Genomic DNA, 15,296 nt, shown 5'->3' with positions numbered 1-15,296 from the left:
GGCGGCCGCTCCCTGTCGCCCCTTGTCCGAGAAGTCTCCCTGGGGCTCGGGCCGTACGGGCCCTGATCTGCGGTTCCGCTAGCCTGGAGCGCGATGAGCGACCGTATGACGACACCGTGGGGCGAGGTCGAGCTGTCCCGCTTCCCCGAGGATCCCCGCGACCGGCTGCGTGCCTGGGACGCCTCCGACGCGTATCTGCTGCGCCACCTGGCCGCCCAGAACGTGCCGCTGACCGGCGAGGTGGTGGTGCTCGGGGACCGCTGGGGCGCCCTGGTGACAGCGCTGGCGGAACACCGGCCGACACAGATCACCGACTCCTTCCTCGGCCAGGAGGCGAGCCGTGCCAATCTGGCGCGGGCCGGTGTCGAACCGGGCGCGGTACAGCTGCTGACCACCCAGGACGAGCCGCCCGAGCGGATCGACGTCCTGCTGGTGCGGGTGCCGAAGAGCCTGGCGCTGCTGGAGGACCAGCTGCTGCGGCTTGCGCCCGCCGTGCACCCGGGCACGGTGGTGATCGGCACCGGCATGGTGAAGGAGATCCACACCTCCACGCTTCAGCTCTTCGAGCGGATCCTCGGCCCGACCCGGACCTCGCTGGCCCAGCAGAAGGCCCGGCTGATCTTCTGCACCCCCGACCCGGCGCTGCGACGGCCCGCGAACCCATGGCCGTACCGCTACGACCTTCCCGCCGGCGTCGGCGCGATCTCCGGCCGCCCGGTCGTCAACCACGCGGGCGTCTTCTGCGCCGACCGGCTGGACATCGGCACCCGCTTCCTGCTCCAGCACCTGCCGGGCCCCGGGCCGGCCCGGGTGGTGGACCTCGGCTGCGGCAACGGCGTGGTCGGTACGGCGGCGGCGCTGGCCGACCCGGCGGCCGAAGTGCTGTTCGTGGACGAGTCGTTCCAGGCGGTGGCCGCCGCGGAGGCCACGTACAAGGCCAACGGGGTACCCGGGCATGCCGAGTTCCGGGTCGGCGACGGGCTCACCGGGGTGGCCCCCGACAGCGTGGACCTCGTCCTGAACAACCCGCCGTTCCACTCCCACCAGGCGACGACGGACGCGACCGCGCGACGGATGTTCACCGGCGCGCGGCGCGCACTGCGGGCGGGCGGCGAGCTGTGGGTGATCGGTAACCGGCACCTGGGCTACCACATCACCCTGAAGCGGGTGTTCGGCAACTGCGAACTCGTCGCCAGCGACGCGAAGTTCGTGCTTCTGAAGGCGGTCAAGAAGGGCTAGCGGACCCGGCGGCGCCGGTCACGACCGCGATGAGGCGCCGCACCTCCAGGGCCATCGCCTCCCGGCCGACGCTGAGGTACTTACGGGAGTCGACCGCCTCCGGGTGCGCGGCGAGGAACTCCCGGATCGCGCCGGTCATGGCGATGTTCAGCGCGGTGCCGACGTTGACCTTGGCGATGCCGCCCGCGACCGCCTCGACCAGGCCCGCGTCCGGTACGCCTGAGGAGCCGTGCAGCACCAGGGGGACGGACAGCGCGGCGGACAGCCGTTTGAGCAGGGCGTGGTCGAGGGCGGCGGTGCGTGTGGTCATGGCGTGCGCACTGCCGACGGCGACGGCCAGGGCGTCGACCCCGGTGCCGCCGACGAAGTCCCGCGCCTGCGCCGGGTCGGTACGGGCGCCGGGCGCGTGCGCGTCCAGCGGGGGCCGCCCGTCCTTGCCGCCGACCTCCCCCAACTCGGCCTCGATGTACAGCCCTTGGGAGTGCGCCCAGTCGGCGGCCGCCCGGGTCGCGGCGAGGTTGTCGGGATACGGCAGCCGGGCCGCGTCGTACATCACCGAGCTGAACCCGGCGCCGGGCGCCTGGCGCAGCAGCTCGTCGCTCTGCACATGGTCCAGGTGCAACGCGACGGGTACGGCGGCCCGTTCGGCGGCGGCGCCGGCCGCGCGGGCGAGCGGCAGCAGCCGTCCGTAGCGGAACTTGACCGCGTTCTCGCTGACTTGCAGGACGACGGGGGCGCCGGCCGCCTCGGCACCGGCGATGACGGCCTCGATGTGTTCCAGCGTGATGACATTGAACGCGGCGACGGCCGAGCGGTCTTCGACGGCGCGGGCGACCAGCTCGCCGGTGGGCGCGAGGGGCACTTCGGGTGTCCTTCCGGGGCGCGGCGGTACGGCGGGAAACGGGTCAGGCGTGGTCGGAGGGGTCGGCGCAGGCGGCGGCCTCGGAGGCGTCACGGGGATCGCGGGGCCCGGGGACCTCGGAGGACCCGGCGGGGTCAAGGGCTCCAGCCGGACCGGCGGAATCAGCCACGTCGGCCGCGCCCGCCGCACTCACCACGCCAGCCGCGCCCGCCACACTCGCCGCATCCGCCGCATCCGCCGCATCCGCCGTGAGGATCACCGAGCGGGTGAGGTGGCGCGGCCGGTCCGGGTCGAGGCCGCGCGCGGCGGCGACGGCGACCGCGAGCCGCTGGGCGCGGACGAGTTCGGCGAGCGGGTCGAGACCGCCCTCGACCCACAACCCACCGGTCTCCCGGACCTGTTCGGCGAGCCCGCCGGGCGCCTCGCCGAACATCCAGGTGGCGGTGCCCTTCGTGGTGATGCTGATCGGGCCGTGCCGGTACTCCATCGCCGGGTACGCCTCGGTCCAGGACAGGGACGCCTCGCGCATCTTCAGCCCGGCCTCGTTCGCGAGTCCGACCGTCCAGCCGCGCCCCAGGAAGGTGAACTGGCCGCATTCGACCAGGGCTTGGGGCAGAGGGGTGGTGAGCGCGGTGCGGCCGTCGGCGACGACGGAGTCCGTGTGCAGGCCGAGATGGGCGCGCAGCAGGGTGAGGGCGGTGGTGGCGAACCGGGTCTGGACGACGGAGCGTTCATCGGCGAAGTCCAGCACCACGAGATCGTCGGCGGCGCTCATCACGGGCGTCGCGGGGTCGGCGGTGACGGCCGTGGTGCGGGTCGCCGTACCCCGCAACCGGCCCAGCAGTTCGAGCACTTCGGTGGTGGTGCCGGAGCGGGTGAGGGCGATCACCCGGTCGTACGACCGTCCGTACGGAAACTCCGAGGCGGCGAAGGCGTCGGTCTCGCCCTGCCCGGCCCCCTCGCGCAGGGCGGCCACCGACTGCGCCATGAAGTACGAGGTCCCGCAGCCCACGACCGCGACCCGTTCACCCGCCGCCGGCAGCACGTCCCGGTGCCGTCCCGCCTCCTCGGCGGCCCGCGTCCAGCACGCGGGCTGGCTGTTCAGCTCGTCCTCGACATGGGTCATGCCCACACCCTCCCCTGGCCTGGCTGATTGTTCCTGCAAGATATAGCGAGCTTTCGAGCACAATCAAGCATTCTCATGGGACCGGGGGCGCACCACGGGGGTGCGCTAGGGTCACCGGTCGAGGAACGCATGGAGAACGGAGGCCGCGGATGTCCCGGGACGCCCGGTGGAAGGCGCTGCTGGAACTGCTCGTGGAGCGCGGCCGGCTGGACGTCGAGGAGGCGGCTGCCGAGCTGTCGGTGTCGGCGGCGACGATCCGCCGGGACTTCGACCAGCTCGCCGAGCAGCAGATGCTGGTCCGCACCCGGGGCGGCGCGGTGGTGCACGGGGTGTCGTACGAACTCCCGCTGCGCTACAAGACCGCCCGCCGCGCCTCCGAGAAGCAGCGGATCGCCACCGCGGTGGCCGATCTCGTGGCGCCGGGCGAGGCCGTGGGGCTGACCGGGGGTACGACGACCACGGAGGTGGCCCGCGCCCTCGCCGTACGCGGTGATCTGGCCACCGGCTCCCCGGCGTTGACCGTGGTCACCAACGCCCTGAACATCGCCAATGAGCTGGCCGTGCGGCCCCAGTTCAAGATCGTGGTCACCGGTGGGGTGGCGCGCCCGCAGTCGTACGAGTTGATCGGGCCGCTCGCGGACGGGGTGCTCGGGCAGATCAGGCTGGATGTGGCGGTGCTCGGGGTGGTCGCCTTCGACGTGGTGCACGGCGCGGCGGCGCACGACGAGGCGGAGGCGGCGATCAACCGGCTGCTGTGCGAGCGCGCCGAACGGGTCGTGGTCGCTGCGGACTCCAGCAAGCTGGGCCAGCGGGCGTTCGCCCGGATCTGCCCCGCGCGTCTGGTGGACACCCTGGTGACGGACACGGCGGTGGACCCGGAGGCGGTCCACCGCTTCGAGGAGGCCGGGATCCGCGTCGTCGCCGTATGACGCGCGAGCCGTCGGGCTACCAGAGGGCGCCGCGATCGACCTTCACAAATCCCGCGCCGCGCTGGTCGTTGCAGCCCATCAGCGGGCGGTCGACCGTGTCGGGCCGGAACTGCTGTGCCTGGAGGGCCACGCTGACCAGGGTCAGCAGCAGATCGACATCGCTCGCGGCGTCGAGGCGCAGGGTCACCCACGGGGAGCCGGGCACGATCCTGATCACGCCGGAGCGTTTGAGATCCCTGGCGAACCGCCGGATGGCCCGGTCGGTCAGCCGCAGATCGACATCGCGGTCCGAATGGAAATGGACGATCTCACCCTCGGCGGAAACCACCGCCTGTCCCTGACCGCAGCTCGGCACGGCCTGTCTCAGGTCCGGCCAGGTCGCCAGTTGCGCGCATGCGCGCGAGGCCAACGTCATGGGCCCATCATGACGCGCTCACCCCGTTGCAACCAGCGCGTGAGCAAGCATTAACCGACCTGTATCCGGACCGGGTTGCCGCGCCCATACACGCGTACGAACACAATGCGAGCGACCGGCATGCCGATTCGGCCCGCCATCTGGCCAAACCCCCGCGTCCGCCACCCACTTCGCCGCCGCACGGCGAGGAACGGCGACGTCGCCTCGGGCCGCTCCCGGCATCAAGCGGCCGCGAAAACGTCGGTGGGCCGTACCGGCCGCAAGGTGATCCGGGTGACCTGGCCGCGGTCGGTGCCGATGTGGAGGACGGCGAGCGGGTGGCCACCGGGTGCGATGAGGTGTGCGGGGGCGCCGTCGACGGTGAGCCGGCAGATCGCTCGGACACGGTCGGCGAAGCGCACGGTCTCGGTGGCGATGGCGGTCGCACCGGTGACGACCGTACGCGCTCCGGGCGGGAGGAGTGCGGCGTCGGCGTCGCGCACGCTGTCCGGGGCCAGGAGCCGGATCATCTCGCGGGTGTCGCCGGTGCGGGCCGCGGCCAGGAACGCTTCGACGATCTCACGGTCCGGTGCCTGTCGCTGGGCCTCGACGGGTGCCGGGGAGTGCAGGCGCTGCCGGGCCCGGCTGGCGTGCTTCTTGGCGCTGGGCACCGTCCCGTCGAGGACCTGGGCGATCTGGTCGAACGGCACGGCGAACAGATCGTGCAGGACGTAGGCCACGCGCTGGGGCGGGGTCAGTTGCTCCAGGAGGACCAGCAGAGCGCGCGAGACGTTCTCGGTCCGCAGGATCGCTTCGTCGGCGGACAGTTGCTCGGCCGGGAGCGCGTCCGCGAGCAGCGGTGCCTCGCCACGCCGGCGGCGGGCGCGCAGCTCATCGAGACAGACCCGGGCCGTGACGGTGGTCAGCCATCCGGCCGGATTGTCGATCCGCTGCGAGCGGTGCCCGGCGGCGGCGCGCAGCCACGCGGTCTGGACGGCGTCCTGGGCGTCATGGACCGAGCCCAGCATGCGGTGGGCGACCGACAGCAGCTGAGGCCGGGCGGCCTCGAAGTCCTCGACCGTGATCGGCACGGGTGTCACCTTTCGGAGCTTGCGAACGTCAGGAGGGTCGGTTCAGCCCATCCCTGCTCGCACCCCGAGGAGACCCTCATGAGTCTACAGATCGCGTTCGCCCTGACCGTCCTGTGCGTCGCCGCCAACGCCTTCACCGCCATCGCCGACTACCGAAAAGCCCGGTTCGTGTCCGCGAACGCCGCCCTGGTCGGCGTCCCGCCCGCCGCCGTGCCGTACCTGGCCACCCTGAAACTCGCCGGCGCGCTCGGCCTCACCGCCGGACTGCTCGGCACCCCCTGGCTCGGCCTCGCGGCGGGCGCCGGCCTGACCGCGTTCTTCATCGGCGCGATCATCACGCACGTCCGCGCGCACGTCCTGCACAACATCGCGTTCCCCGGCGTGTACCTGCTCCTCGCCATCGCGGCGACCGTCTACTTCGCGGGCTGATCTCGGGCCCCGGTCGTCGCCCGCCTCACAGACCCAGCCGCACCACTGCCCCCGAAGCCCGACCGGCGATCAGCGCCGCCAACGGCGTGGCCAGGTCGCGCGGTGAGAACAAATCCGTACCCCGGTATCCGGCGATTTCGCGCAGCCCCCACCAGCGAAAGCCCTCGATGTTCTCGGCGGCGAGCTCGTCGTCGGACAGCGCGCCACGCGGGCGGAACGACACGGTGCGCACCAGGAAGTAGTCGTTGATCACCCCGTCATAGCCCACCGCGTGTCCGGGATCGATGACCTCCTGGTGCCAGACATGCGGCGGCTCGCCGTCGATGACGAGCCCCGTCTCCTCCCGCAACTCCCTTTGCAGGGCGGCAAGGACGGACTCACCACGCTCCACACCCCCACCGGGCGCCGCCCACACGACGACCGCCCCGCCCGGCTCCGGAATCACGAACCGGCACAGCAGGACACGGTCGCCCTCATCGAGCACGATCGCCCGCACCGAACGACGCAGCCGCACCAAAGCCATCGCCCCATGCTAGGAGCGTGGGTCAGTATTCGCCGTCGTGTCGGTCCAGGCGATCTCGAAGTAGCAAGCAGGCACTGGTCGACGCCGGGTACTGCTCCGAGACCAACCTGTAGGCCGCGAAGGACCGCCAACTTGCCTGCGGGACCGACACGTCCATGGCCAGGGCCGCCTCGCCCACGACGAACGGGTACCGCCCGCACCGCGCGGACGGATACCGGCGAACGCCACGCTGAAGGAACGTATGGCCCGCAAGCTGCGGACCGAGCCCGGCCGGAAGGCTTACAGCCGCCGCAAGGCCGTCGTCGAACTCGCCGCCCTCGCCGGCTGACCAGCCGGCCAGTCACGGCCCTACCAGGCCGCACATCCGGCGGGCACGGCCCCAACCGGAGCCTCACAGGCACCAGCGGGGCGACCACGACCGATCCCATCGATCACGATCAGCAGGCCCCTTACTCGTTACCGACCCACGCTCCTAGCTTCCGCCGTACGACGGGGGGGAGGCGGCTCCGGCCCCGCCCCCGCTCCCGCCCGGTGTCAGTGGAACTGGGTGGTGTACAGGCGGGCCTTGTAGATCTGTGCGCCGGCGCGGGTGCGGTCGCCTCCCGCGGAGAAGTGCACGGTGGGCCCGCCCCAGGCGGAGTCGTCCTCATTGGTGTCGGTGGTCCACATGCTCTGCCCGTTCGCGTGGCGTACGTAGGACTTCGGGTACGCCATCTTGACCAGCGTGGTGACCTTGCGGGTCTTCTTGTCCAGGGAGTAGACGTGGTGGCTGTCGGAGACCAGCAGGGTGCCGGGCCTGCTGTAGTCGGGCTGGATGTCGTGGCCGTTGCCGGCGATGGCGATGTCCGCCCCTTGTTTGACCAGCCGGGCGTCACGCATCGTCCCGGTGACGTGGTAACTGCGGATGACAGTGCCGCCGGTCACCCAGAGCAGTCCGTTCTGGTCGTCCCACAGAACGGCGTGGGCCTTGGTGAACGCCAGGGTCTGCACCTCCTTCAGGGTGGCCGGGTCACTGCTGGACGGCCCGAAGACGTGCAGCCGGTCCCGTGAGCCGGCGACCACGACGGTGCCGGTCCCGGGTACGCGCTCGATGCAGTGCGGATACGTGGTGATGCGCGCCGACCACAGCACGTCGGCGCGGGTGAGGTGCGCCTTGCTGCTCACGTTGACGATGGCGGCCCGGCCCTCGCCGGGTTTGCCGAAGGTCATCAGCGCGATCATGCCGTAGCGCTGCGTGTCCCGGAAGCGGATCTCGAACGGGTGGTCCCAGCCGGTCGCGTTGCCCGTGCTGAAGCTCCACCGGACGTTGGCGTCGGTCCACTGGGCGTTCCGGTCGAAGAGCAGGATCCGCCCGGTGTGCTGCTCGGTGATCGCCACCTTGTAGGTCGCCGGCGCGGCTGCGCTGGAGGTTTCGGGAGAGGTGTCCATCTGTCGTGCTCCTGGTCCGTGACGGTTCCGTGGCGGTGTGGCGGGGACGGGACGCCGGGCGCCGGACCGGGAGGCCGGCCCCGCGGCGGTCTCCCGGTCCGGCTGTCAGCACGTCAGAAGGAGCCCGCGTTCAGGGCCTTCTGGAGCGCTCGGTTGGTCACCGCGTCCCATTCGCCGCCGACCGGTGTGGCCAGGTGGTTCTGGAGGGCCGTGACCGTCTTGGGGCCCACGGTGCCGTCCGCCGTCACCTTCAGGTACTTCTGGAGGGCGGTGACGGTGAGCGGTCCGAAGGCCCCGTCCACCTCCAGTCCCGCCTGCTCCCGGCTGTTGAGCGTGCGCTGGAGCGCCGCGCAGGTGGCCGGTCCGAACACGCCGTCGACCTCCAGCGTGCCGGCGGCGGCGACGAGGGCCTTGGGCCGGATCGGTGCCTTCTTGCCGGCCAGGGCGGCCTTCATCATCGCCGCGGACTGCGGGCCGTACTCGCCGTCCGCCAGCAGGTGGTGGTTGGTCTGGAAGGTCTTGACCGCCTTCTGCGTGGCCGGCCCGAACTGGCCGTCCGCGGTGAGCCCTGCCTTCTGCACGGTGTTCAGGTTCTGCTGGAGGGTGGTGACGGCCGCGCCCTTCGAACCCAGCCGCAAGATGCCGTCGCCGGCCGGCATCGGCGCGCTGCCCCCCGCGTACGCGGGACGCCCGTAGCCCACGACGCAGGCGGAGCTGCGCAGTCTGCGGCGGAACGCGTTGGAGCTGTTGCCCTCCAGGGTGGTGATGGTGCGGTTGGAGTGCACGGCCTCGACGATGCCGACGTGGTCGATGGCGCCGATGGAGCGGGAGCCGGACCAGTCGAAGAACACGATGTCGCCGGGCCGGATCCCGCCGATGCCGTAGTGCCAGTGGCCCTTCTTCTGGAAGGCGCGGGCGTGGGCGGTGGTGAGGGCGTACTTGCCGCCTGTCGCGGAGAGGTTGTCGGAGTGGGCGGCCACGTAGCTGACGGCCATGTCGCACCACGGGCCGGTGAAGCCGTACCACTTGGTGATCACGTTGCGGTTGGAGCCGGGCGGGTGCTCGGTGGTGCCCAGCAGGGAGCGGGCGGTGGCGAGCATGCCTTGGACGTTGCCCATGTCAGAACTCCACGTCTTCGGGTAGGGCCTGGATGTCTCCGGTCACTGCGTCATCGGGGTTCTGGCTGACGCCGGCCTGGTTGGGGTCGACGTCGAAGATCCCCGCGCCGCCCTCCGGGTAGGGCGGGGTCTCCACGGGCTGGGTCATGGGTGTTCCTCCATGTGTGGGGTGTGCGGGTGGACGTGCGCGCCGAACGGTCGGACGCGGCCGGCCGGCGCTGGGCGGCGTGCCGTGACGGTGCCGCTCGACAATGAGTTCAGCGGCCTTCGAATTGGTCAGCGGCCCTCATTCGCGCACGTAATCAATGCATTGGGGCCGACGCGCCGCCTGGACCGGTGTGCGCCGGGCCCCGCCGTACGGGTGCGGCGCGGGTGGGCCGAGGGAGAAGGAGAACGACCCTCGCCCGGACCGCACCGAATGAGGCGCGCGCCTCGGCATCGGGCTTCGGAGAGTTCTCGGGCTCCGCTCGGCGGCCGCACCGGTGCCGAGCCGCCGGTCCGCTGAGCCACCGAACTCCCCGGGCCGCGCCACGGGCACGGCCGCCGAGCGGGCCCCGTGTCAGACCGACGACGTCCTGGACCGCCGGTCGCCGGTAAGCGATGTGGCGCGCGAAAGCAGGGACGGCATACGAACCTCCGGTGGGAATCGGCCGGGCGCGCGGCGGGCGTCTACGCCCACGGGCCAGGGAGATGAATGGCCGACGCCGCCCCGAGTCGGTGTCCGGCGTCGACCGGGCACCAGGATTTCGCCGTTGACGCGGCAGATCGACTGGATTCGGGCCACGCCGAATAGCGGCAAACAGGATGAACACCCTGACGTCGCCCAAATCCGCCGCTCCGTCGGGTGGTTCAGCAGGGTATGGCTGGGAATCGCCATGGGGCCCGTCGGGGCGGTCCGCAGCGTGCGGGTGCCGGGAACTGATCGACGCCGGTGTCAGCCCGCGGCGGTCTCCCACAACTCCACCGCCGCGGAAGTGGCGTTGTGGGAGACGGCGGAGCCGCGCCGGGTCGTGCGGATCAGGCCGGCTTCGCGCAGCAGGGTGGCGTGCTCGCTCGCGGATGCCGGGGCGATTCCCACCGCGTGCGCGAGTTCTTTGGTCGAGCAGCCGGGCCGTTCGATGACGGCGAACAGTACGGCGGCCCTGGTGGTCCCGAGTACCGAGCCGAGGGAGCCCGCCCCTGCCGGGCGCCACGGCGCTTCCTGGGGGGCCAGTGCCGCGGCCAGGCCCCGCGGGCCGCCGGCCGGGTAGAGCAGGAAGGGCTGCGGTTCGGCGTCGGGGCCGATGACCGGGGTGTCGGTCCCGAACACGGAGGGGACCAGGAGAAGGCCGCGTCCGGCGAGATGCAGGTCGCCGTCCAGGCCGGAGGGCATCGTGACCTCCAGGACGGGCGGGGCCCAGCGCATCCAGCGCGGGTTGACCCGGCCGAGCACCTCTCGCAGCCCGCCGCTCACCGCCTGCCGGGCTTTGGCCGCCATGTCCGCCTCGGTGACGGCCGTGATCTCGTTCCAGTGCGGGCGCAGCAGATGGTCGTGCACGTGCTGGAGGCTGTCGCACAGTTGCCGCAGCCGGTCCGGGTCGTCGGCCAGGTGCCGGGTCCAGGCCGGCAGGCTCCGGTGCGCGACGACGTCCGCCAGATCGGAGCGGATCAGGGACCGCGGTACCGCCCGAATCCGGTCCATCAGTTCGTCGGCCGTGCCGGTGCCGGGCGGTGCCAGGAAGCCGGGCATGATGCCCGAGCGGGGGACCAGGTCCAGTGCCATCCGCGCCTCAGGCCGTAGCCGCCGCGCCGCGTCCCGGCGCCAGGCCGAGAGTCGCACCGGATGCTCGGCGAACTTCAACTTCCGCATGGCCACGACCAGTTCGCACAGCGGATTCGGCTGCGCGGCGATCCTGGTGCGGGCGAGGTCTTCGACAGTGAAATGAACCCGGACCGGCACACATCCCCCCGATGGCACACGGACGGAAGCATTCTCACCCATGCACAGAGCGGATGTATAGACCACTTCCAGGCAACTCGGCGACGAAGTACGCCATGCCGTACGCAGGGCGGATCGCCGGGGCCCGCACGCCAACCTCATCCGCCGGGACCACCACGGCGTCCCCGCCCGCCGCGGACGCATCCCCAAGGACGCGACCTTGAAGGAGCGCATGGCCCGCAAGCTGCGGACCAAGCCCGGGCGGGACGCCTACAGCCGCCGCAAGGCCATCGTCCAACTCGTCTTCGGACAGAGCATGGCCTGCCAGAACGGCCGCCAGCTCCTCCTGCGCGGCGAGGACGGCGCCCGCGGCGAGTGGCGCCTGCTGGCCGCCTGCCACAACCTCCGCAAGATCTTCCGGCACGCGGGGACGGCAGGGATCGCCGCCCTGGCCTGCTGACCAGCCGGGCCTCCCCGGCACGGGGCCCTGTCGGCCGGACACCCGGCCGACAGGGCCCCGTCCGAACCCCACGAGCCCGCACAGGGCGCCACCGCAACCGAGCCCGCGTTCAGGGCTCGAACACGGCGAACTCCCCGTGCACGGGGCGCGGGTCACCATCAGCCCCGACGCCGAGACGACACTGTCGCGGGGCGGCTGGGCAGCCACGCTGTGACCGGCGTGGAGTACCCGGGCGCCTGAGTGCGCGGCACACGGGACGTGACCGACGAGGGAGGGACCGATGGACGACGCCCCTTGAGGAATGGGCGGAGCGCCGCGGGCTGCGCCCGGCACGCGGGGAGTGGCGGGCCACCCCGCTCGGCGACCGGCCGGAGCACGGCGCGCACGTGGACCCGGACGCTCCGCGCGGCATCCAGGAGTGGGACGGACACCGGTGGACACCCGCCGGTGCGGCCGAGGACCAGGCCGCTGCGGCCGCTGCGACCGGGAGGGACGCGAACGCCCGCGCCGAGCGCGTTCCTCTGCCCGCGTTCGGCAAGCTGCCGCCCATGCCCGAGCCTTGGCGCCCTGCACAGCGTTTCTACCGCCCTGGTACGCCAAGACAGTAATTCTCGAAGCCGACCCCACCCGGCTGCCCCGAGCCAGGCGAGCGGGACCACGACACGCCGCGGGCCCCCTACCCCCGCAAGTGCCGCCTCACATCCCCCACAAGATGAATCCGCACCCTCCGCTCCACGAACCCCCACCGCCCTCCCCTGCGTGCGAAACGGTCCTCGTACCGCCCAGCCGCGATGGCCTGCAACGGCGACTCGGGCAGGGCCTGGAACACCGTGACGTAGGAACGCGCGGTGGCGACCCCCGACTCCTCGTCCACCTCGACGGCGAGGTTCGACACGGCATGGTGCGTCCGGGGCGTGCCGTCCTCGTAGCGGATCACGGTGTCCCGGAGCATGCGCTCGACGGCCGCGGCGCCCTCGGCAGGTTCGCCGCTGCCGATGAAGACCGCCTCGGCGAACAGTTCCCCGACCCCGGCGAAGTCACCGCTGTCCACCAACTCGGCATACCTGGCGATCAAGTTCGGCACGGCGGTCGTGCCCATGGCTGTGCTCATACGGCCCGAGGGTAGAGGCGCCGCGGGACAATCCTCTTGCTCCGCGCCTCGGCCGCCCCCTACGCTGAGTTTGTGCCGCTAATAAACAAAACCCGAACGCACAGCGTCGTGCCGGGCCGGGAGCTCGTCGGGCTGCGGGTCGCGATCACCGCGTTCTTCGCCCTGGACGGCTTCATATTCTCCGGTTGGGTGGTGCGGATCCCGGACATCAAGCACCAGACCCACGCCTCCGCCGGGGCCCTCGGGCTCGCGCTGCTCGGCGTGTCCGCCGGGGCCGTGCTGACCATGATGCTGACCGGACGCCTGTGCCGCCGCTACGGCAGCCACCCGGTGACCGTGGCCTGGATGGTCGTCCTCGCCCTCAGCGTCGCCCTCCCCCCGCTCACCCACTCCGCGCCCGCGCTCGGCGCCGTACTCCTCATTTTCGGCGCCGCGTACGGGGGCGTGAATGTCTCCTTCAACGCAGCCGCCGTCGATCTCGTCGCCGCCGTACGACGGCCCATCATGCCCAGTTTCCATGCCGCGTTCAGCCTCGGCGGAATGGTCGGCGCGGGTCTCGGCGGCCTGGTCGCCGGGTTCCTCTCCCCCACCCGCCATCTGCTCGGGATCACCGTGCTCGGGCTGCTCGTGACGGCCGTCGCCGGGCGCAGCCTGCTGCGGCACGAGCCCCCGGTGCCGCCCGTGGACGACCGGGTGCCCGCGGCGGGCGGTACCGGCCGGGCCGCCCGTGTCGCCGGGCGCTGGCTCGTCGTGGGATTCGGGCTGGTCGCGCTGTGCGACGCGTACGGCGAGGGCGCCATGGCCGACTGGGGCGCGCTGCATCTCAAGCAGGACCTGACGGCGTCCGCGGGGACGGCCGCCGCCGGGTACGCCTGCTTCGCGCTCGCCATGACCGCCGGGCGCCTCTCGGGCACGGCGCTGCTGGGACGCCTCGGCCGGGCCCGCACGGTGATCGCCGGAGGCGCGGTCGCGGCGGCGGGCATGCTGCTCGGCTCGCTCGCGCCGTCGGTCTGGGTGGCGCTGGCCGGCTTCGCGATCACCGGGCTCGGGCTCGCCAACATCTTCCCGGTCGCCATCGAGCGGGCGGGCGCGCTGGCCGGGGCGTCCGGCGTCGCGATCGCCTCCACCCTCGGGTACGGCGGCATGCTCCTCGGACCGCCCATGATCGGGTTCATGGCCGACTGGTTCTCCCTGTCCACCGCGCTCACCAGTGTGGCCGCGCTGGCCGCCGTGGCCGCCCTGATCGGGGTGGGGACGCGCCGGGCCCTGAACGGCTGACGGCCTCCCGAGGGGGCCGCGCCGACTGCGGCCGGACCGATGCCGGGCCGCCCACCGCCCGCCTCCGCTATCATTGCCCCATGCATCTTTCGTCGTGTCTGTGCTGGTGGCGCTCCTCGTAGGAGCGGCCGCCACACAGGCATGAAGCGGGCCGTTCGTATGGACGGCCCTTTTTCCATGTCCCTGGCACCAGGGGGCGGGGCGTCCCGACGGCCCGCCCGACCCACCACCAGGAGACCGAGATGAATTCCCACCCGCAGGCCGCGCCGGCCGAGGCCCCGTCCGCCCCCGACGCCCCTGACGCTCCCGACGCGCTCGGCACTTCCGCCGCACGGGCCCGCAGCGCGGAGCTGGAGAAGCTGATCGCCGAGGACCCGGGGAAGTTCCGGATCCTGACCGGCGACCGGCCCACCGGAAGACTGCACCTCGGCCACTACTTCGGCACCCTCCACAACCGGGTCCGGCTCCAGAACCTCGGCGTGGAGCTGTTCGTGATCATCGCGGACTATCAGGTGCTGACCGACCGCGATGTCGCGGACGACCTCCAGTCCTACGTCGACGAGCTGGTCCTCGACCACCTCGCCATCGGCGTGGACCCCGAGCGCAGCACGATCTTCACGCACAGCGCCGTCCCCGCCCTCAACCAGCTGATGCTGCCCTTCCTCAGCCTGGTCTCCGTCGCCGAGCTGAACCGCAACCCCACGGTCAAGGACGAGATCGCGCACTCCCGCCAGTCCGCCGTCAGCGGGCTGATGTTCACCTATCCCGTGCACCAGGCCGCCGACATCCTCTTCTGCAAGGCCAACCTGGTCCCGGTCGGCCAGGACCAGCTGCCGCACCTGGAGATCACCCGGACCATCGCCCGCCGCTTCAACGACCGCTACGGCCACGGCACCCCTGTCTTCCCCCGGCCCGAGGCCCTGCTGTCGGAGGTGCCGCTGCTGCTGGGCACCGACGGCACCAAGATGAGCAAGAGCCGGGGCAACTCCGTGATCCTGGCCGCCGACGCCGATGAGACGGCGCGGCTGCTCAAGGGCGCGAAGACCGACTCCGAGCGGCACATCACCTACGACCCGGCCAACCGCCCCGAGGTCTCCTCGCTGCTCCTGCTGGCCGCGCTCTGCCAGGGCCGGACGCCCGAGGAGACCGCCGCGGACATCGGTTCCGCGGGCGCGGCGGCGCTGAAGAAGACCGTGACCGAGGCGGTCAACGAGTACCTGGCCCCGATCCGGGCCCGCCGCGCCGAGTACGCCCGGGACCGCGGCGAGCTGCGCCGCGTCCTGCGCGCGGGCAACGAGCGGGCGAACGCCGTGGCCGACGCCACCCTCGCCGAGGTGCGTGCCGCGATGAACAGCGACTACTGAATCCCGGTGCGGCGCGGCGGGCGGTT

At 72.1% G+C, this 15,296-nt stretch carries 15 protein-coding genes and 3 pseudogenes; 8 read left to right on the top strand and 10 right to left on the bottom strand.

Annotated elements, in window-relative coordinates:
- The first annotated feature begins 105 nt into the window (after positions 1-105).
- Positions 106-1,239, top strand: coding sequence for a methyltransferase (locus tag HEP81_RS34040; protein ID WP_037659421.1), 1,134 nt, complete (start codon positions 106-108; stop codon positions 1,237-1,239).
- Here HEP81_RS34040 and HEP81_RS34035 read toward each other — a convergent pair.
- Together HEP81_RS34035 and HEP81_RS34030 are read right to left on the bottom strand one after the other, a co-directional pair.
- Entirely contained in the window at positions 1,226-2,101 is an 876-nt protein-coding gene (locus tag HEP81_RS34035; RefSeq protein ID WP_037659419.1) for a class II fructose-bisphosphate aldolase, read from the bottom strand. The two genes, HEP81_RS34040 and HEP81_RS34035, sit on opposite strands and share 14 nt — an antisense overlap.
- 250 nt (positions 2,102-2,351) lie before the next feature.
- Positions 2,352-3,227: pseudogene (locus HEP81_RS34030) on the bottom strand (SIS domain-containing protein); the annotation flags it as partial.
- A gap of 149 nt (positions 3,228-3,376) precedes the next feature.
- Between HEP81_RS34030 and HEP81_RS34025 the strand changes: the two are divergent.
- The gene (locus HEP81_RS34025) at positions 3,377-4,156 is read left to right on the top strand and encodes a DeoR/GlpR family DNA-binding transcription regulator (RefSeq protein WP_037659417.1); all 780 of its coding nucleotides are present in this window, start codon (positions 3,377-3,379) and stop codon (positions 4,154-4,156) included.
- A 16-nt stretch (positions 4,157-4,172) separates the two neighbouring features.
- Here HEP81_RS34025 and HEP81_RS34020 read toward each other — a convergent pair whose 3' ends face one another.
- Both HEP81_RS34020 and HEP81_RS34015 read right to left on the bottom strand, forming a co-directional pair.
- Entirely contained in the window at positions 4,173-4,571 is a 399-nt protein-coding gene (locus HEP81_RS34020; RefSeq protein ID WP_037659415.1) for a luciferase domain-containing protein, read from the bottom strand.
- 221 nt (positions 4,572-4,792) lie between these two features.
- Positions 4,793-5,641, bottom strand: coding sequence for a sigma-70 family RNA polymerase sigma factor (locus HEP81_RS34015; RefSeq protein ID WP_037659412.1), 849 nt, complete (start codon positions 5,639-5,641; stop codon positions 4,793-4,795).
- 78 nt (positions 5,642-5,719) lie between these two features.
- Between HEP81_RS34015 and HEP81_RS34010 the strand changes: the two genes are divergently transcribed.
- Positions 5,720-6,070 (top strand): DoxX family protein, encoded by a 351-nt coding sequence (locus tag HEP81_RS34010; RefSeq protein WP_037659411.1) that lies wholly within the window; start codon positions 5,720-5,722, stop codon positions 6,068-6,070.
- Between the two features lie 25 nt (positions 6,071-6,095).
- On the opposite strand, the gene HEP81_RS34005 is transcribed toward HEP81_RS34010, so the two are convergent.
- Positions 6,096-6,593 carry an NUDIX domain-containing protein gene (locus HEP81_RS34005; protein WP_037659408.1) on the bottom strand — a complete coding sequence of 166 codons (498 nt, stop codon included), beginning with the start codon at positions 6,591-6,593 and terminating at the stop codon, positions 6,096-6,098.
- Between the two features lie 65 nt (positions 6,594-6,658).
- Here HEP81_RS34005 and HEP81_RS34000 point away from each other — a divergent pair.
- Positions 6,659-6,900, top strand: a pseudogene (locus HEP81_RS34000) (IS5/IS1182 family transposase); the annotation flags it as partial.
- Between the two features lie 227 nt (positions 6,901-7,127).
- Here HEP81_RS34000 and HEP81_RS33995 read toward each other — a convergent pair.
- The 4 genes from HEP81_RS33995 to HEP81_RS33980 form a co-directional block, all read right to left on the bottom strand.
- Positions 7,128-8,021 (bottom strand): hypothetical protein, encoded by an 894-nt coding sequence (locus tag HEP81_RS33995; RefSeq protein WP_051850409.1) that lies wholly within the window; start codon positions 8,019-8,021, stop codon positions 7,128-7,130.
- Positions 8,022-8,134: 113 nt separating this feature from the next.
- Positions 8,135-9,139 carry a peptidoglycan-binding protein gene (locus HEP81_RS33990; protein ID WP_051850408.1) on the bottom strand — a complete coding sequence of 335 codons (1,005 nt, stop codon included), beginning with the start codon at positions 9,137-9,139 and terminating at the stop codon, positions 8,135-8,137.
- 1 nt (position 9,140) lies between these two features.
- On the bottom strand, positions 9,141-9,287 hold the full coding sequence (locus HEP81_RS33985; protein WP_157854513.1) for a hypothetical protein: 147 nt from the start codon (positions 9,285-9,287) through the stop codon (positions 9,141-9,143).
- 786 nt (positions 9,288-10,073) lie between these two features.
- Complete coding sequence (locus HEP81_RS33980) at positions 10,074-11,078, bottom strand: DUF5937 family protein (protein ID WP_037659405.1); 1,005 nt, start codon at positions 11,076-11,078, stop codon at positions 10,074-10,076.
- 163 nt (positions 11,079-11,241) lie between these two features.
- On the opposite strand from HEP81_RS33980, the pseudogene HEP81_RS33975 reads away from it, so the two are divergent.
- Both HEP81_RS33975 and HEP81_RS42755 read left to right on the top strand, forming a co-directional pair.
- Positions 11,242-11,517: pseudogene (locus HEP81_RS33975) on the top strand (transposase); the annotation flags it as partial.
- The gene (locus HEP81_RS42755; RefSeq protein ID WP_220450514.1) at positions 11,433-12,125 is read left to right on the top strand and encodes a DUF6087 family protein; all 693 of its coding nucleotides are present in this window, start codon (positions 11,433-11,435) and stop codon (positions 12,123-12,125) included. The pseudogene HEP81_RS33975 and the gene HEP81_RS42755, both read left to right, overlap by 85 nt.
- Before the next feature lie 68 nt (positions 12,126-12,193).
- Here HEP81_RS42755 and HEP81_RS33970 read toward each other — a convergent pair whose 3' ends face one another.
- Positions 12,194-12,628 carry a nuclear transport factor 2 family protein gene (locus tag HEP81_RS33970; protein ID WP_037659401.1) on the bottom strand — a complete coding sequence of 145 codons (435 nt, stop codon included), beginning with the start codon at positions 12,626-12,628 and terminating at the stop codon, positions 12,194-12,196.
- Positions 12,629-12,736: 108 nt separating this feature from the next.
- On the opposite strand from HEP81_RS33970, the gene HEP81_RS33965 reads away from it, so the two are divergent.
- Positions 12,737-13,906, top strand: coding sequence for an MFS transporter (locus HEP81_RS33965; protein ID WP_037659400.1), 1,170 nt, complete (start codon positions 12,737-12,739; stop codon positions 13,904-13,906).
- Between the two features lie 242 nt (positions 13,907-14,148).
- Positions 14,149-15,270 (top strand): tryptophan--tRNA ligase, encoded by a 1,122-nt coding sequence (trpS, locus tag HEP81_RS33960; protein ID WP_037659398.1) that lies wholly within the window; start codon positions 14,149-14,151, stop codon positions 15,268-15,270.
- The last annotated feature ends 26 nt before the right edge of the window (positions 15,271-15,296 follow it).

The organism is Streptomyces griseofuscus (genome assembly GCF_014673495.1).
Classification (GTDB): Bacteria; Actinomycetota; Actinomycetes; order Streptomycetales; family Streptomycetaceae; genus Streptomyces; species Streptomyces murinus.
The sequence above is the reverse complement of the archived record's forward strand: the minus strand, read 5'-3'. Positions and strand labels throughout refer to the sequence as shown.

Bases quoted from the DNA above. Each gene is read 5' to 3' on its own strand.
- HEP81_RS33985 (WP_157854513.1), bottom strand. From the start codon at position 9,287: ATGACCCAGCCCGTGGAGACCCCGCCCTACCCGGAGGGCGGCGCGGGG.
- HEP81_RS33995 (WP_051850409.1), bottom strand. From the start codon at position 8,021: ATGGACACCTCTCCCGAAACCTCCAGCGCAGCCGCGCCGGCGACCTAC.
- HEP81_RS34040 (WP_037659421.1), top strand. From the start codon at position 106: ATGACGACACCGTGGGGCGAGGTCGAGCTGTCCCGCTTCCCCGAGGAT.
- HEP81_RS34005 (WP_037659408.1), bottom strand. From the start codon at position 6,593: ATGGCTTTGGTGCGGCTGCGTCGTTCGGTGCGGGCGATCGTGCTCGAT.
- HEP81_RS34020 (WP_037659415.1), bottom strand. From the start codon at position 4,571: ATGACGTTGGCCTCGCGCGCATGCGCGCAACTGGCGACCTGGCCGGAC.
- trpS (WP_037659398.1), top strand. From the start codon at position 14,149: ATGAATTCCCACCCGCAGGCCGCGCCGGCCGAGGCCCCGTCCGCCCCC.
- HEP81_RS33990 (WP_051850408.1), bottom strand. From the start codon at position 9,139: ATGGGCAACGTCCAAGGCATGCTCGCCACCGCCCGCTCCCTGCTGGGC.
- HEP81_RS33970 (WP_037659401.1), bottom strand. From the start codon at position 12,628: ATGAGCACAGCCATGGGCACGACCGCCGTGCCGAACTTGATCGCCAGG.
- HEP81_RS34010 (WP_037659411.1), top strand. From the start codon at position 5,720: ATGAGTCTACAGATCGCGTTCGCCCTGACCGTCCTGTGCGTCGCCGCC.
- HEP81_RS34025 (WP_037659417.1), top strand. From the start codon at position 3,377: ATGTCCCGGGACGCCCGGTGGAAGGCGCTGCTGGAACTGCTCGTGGAG.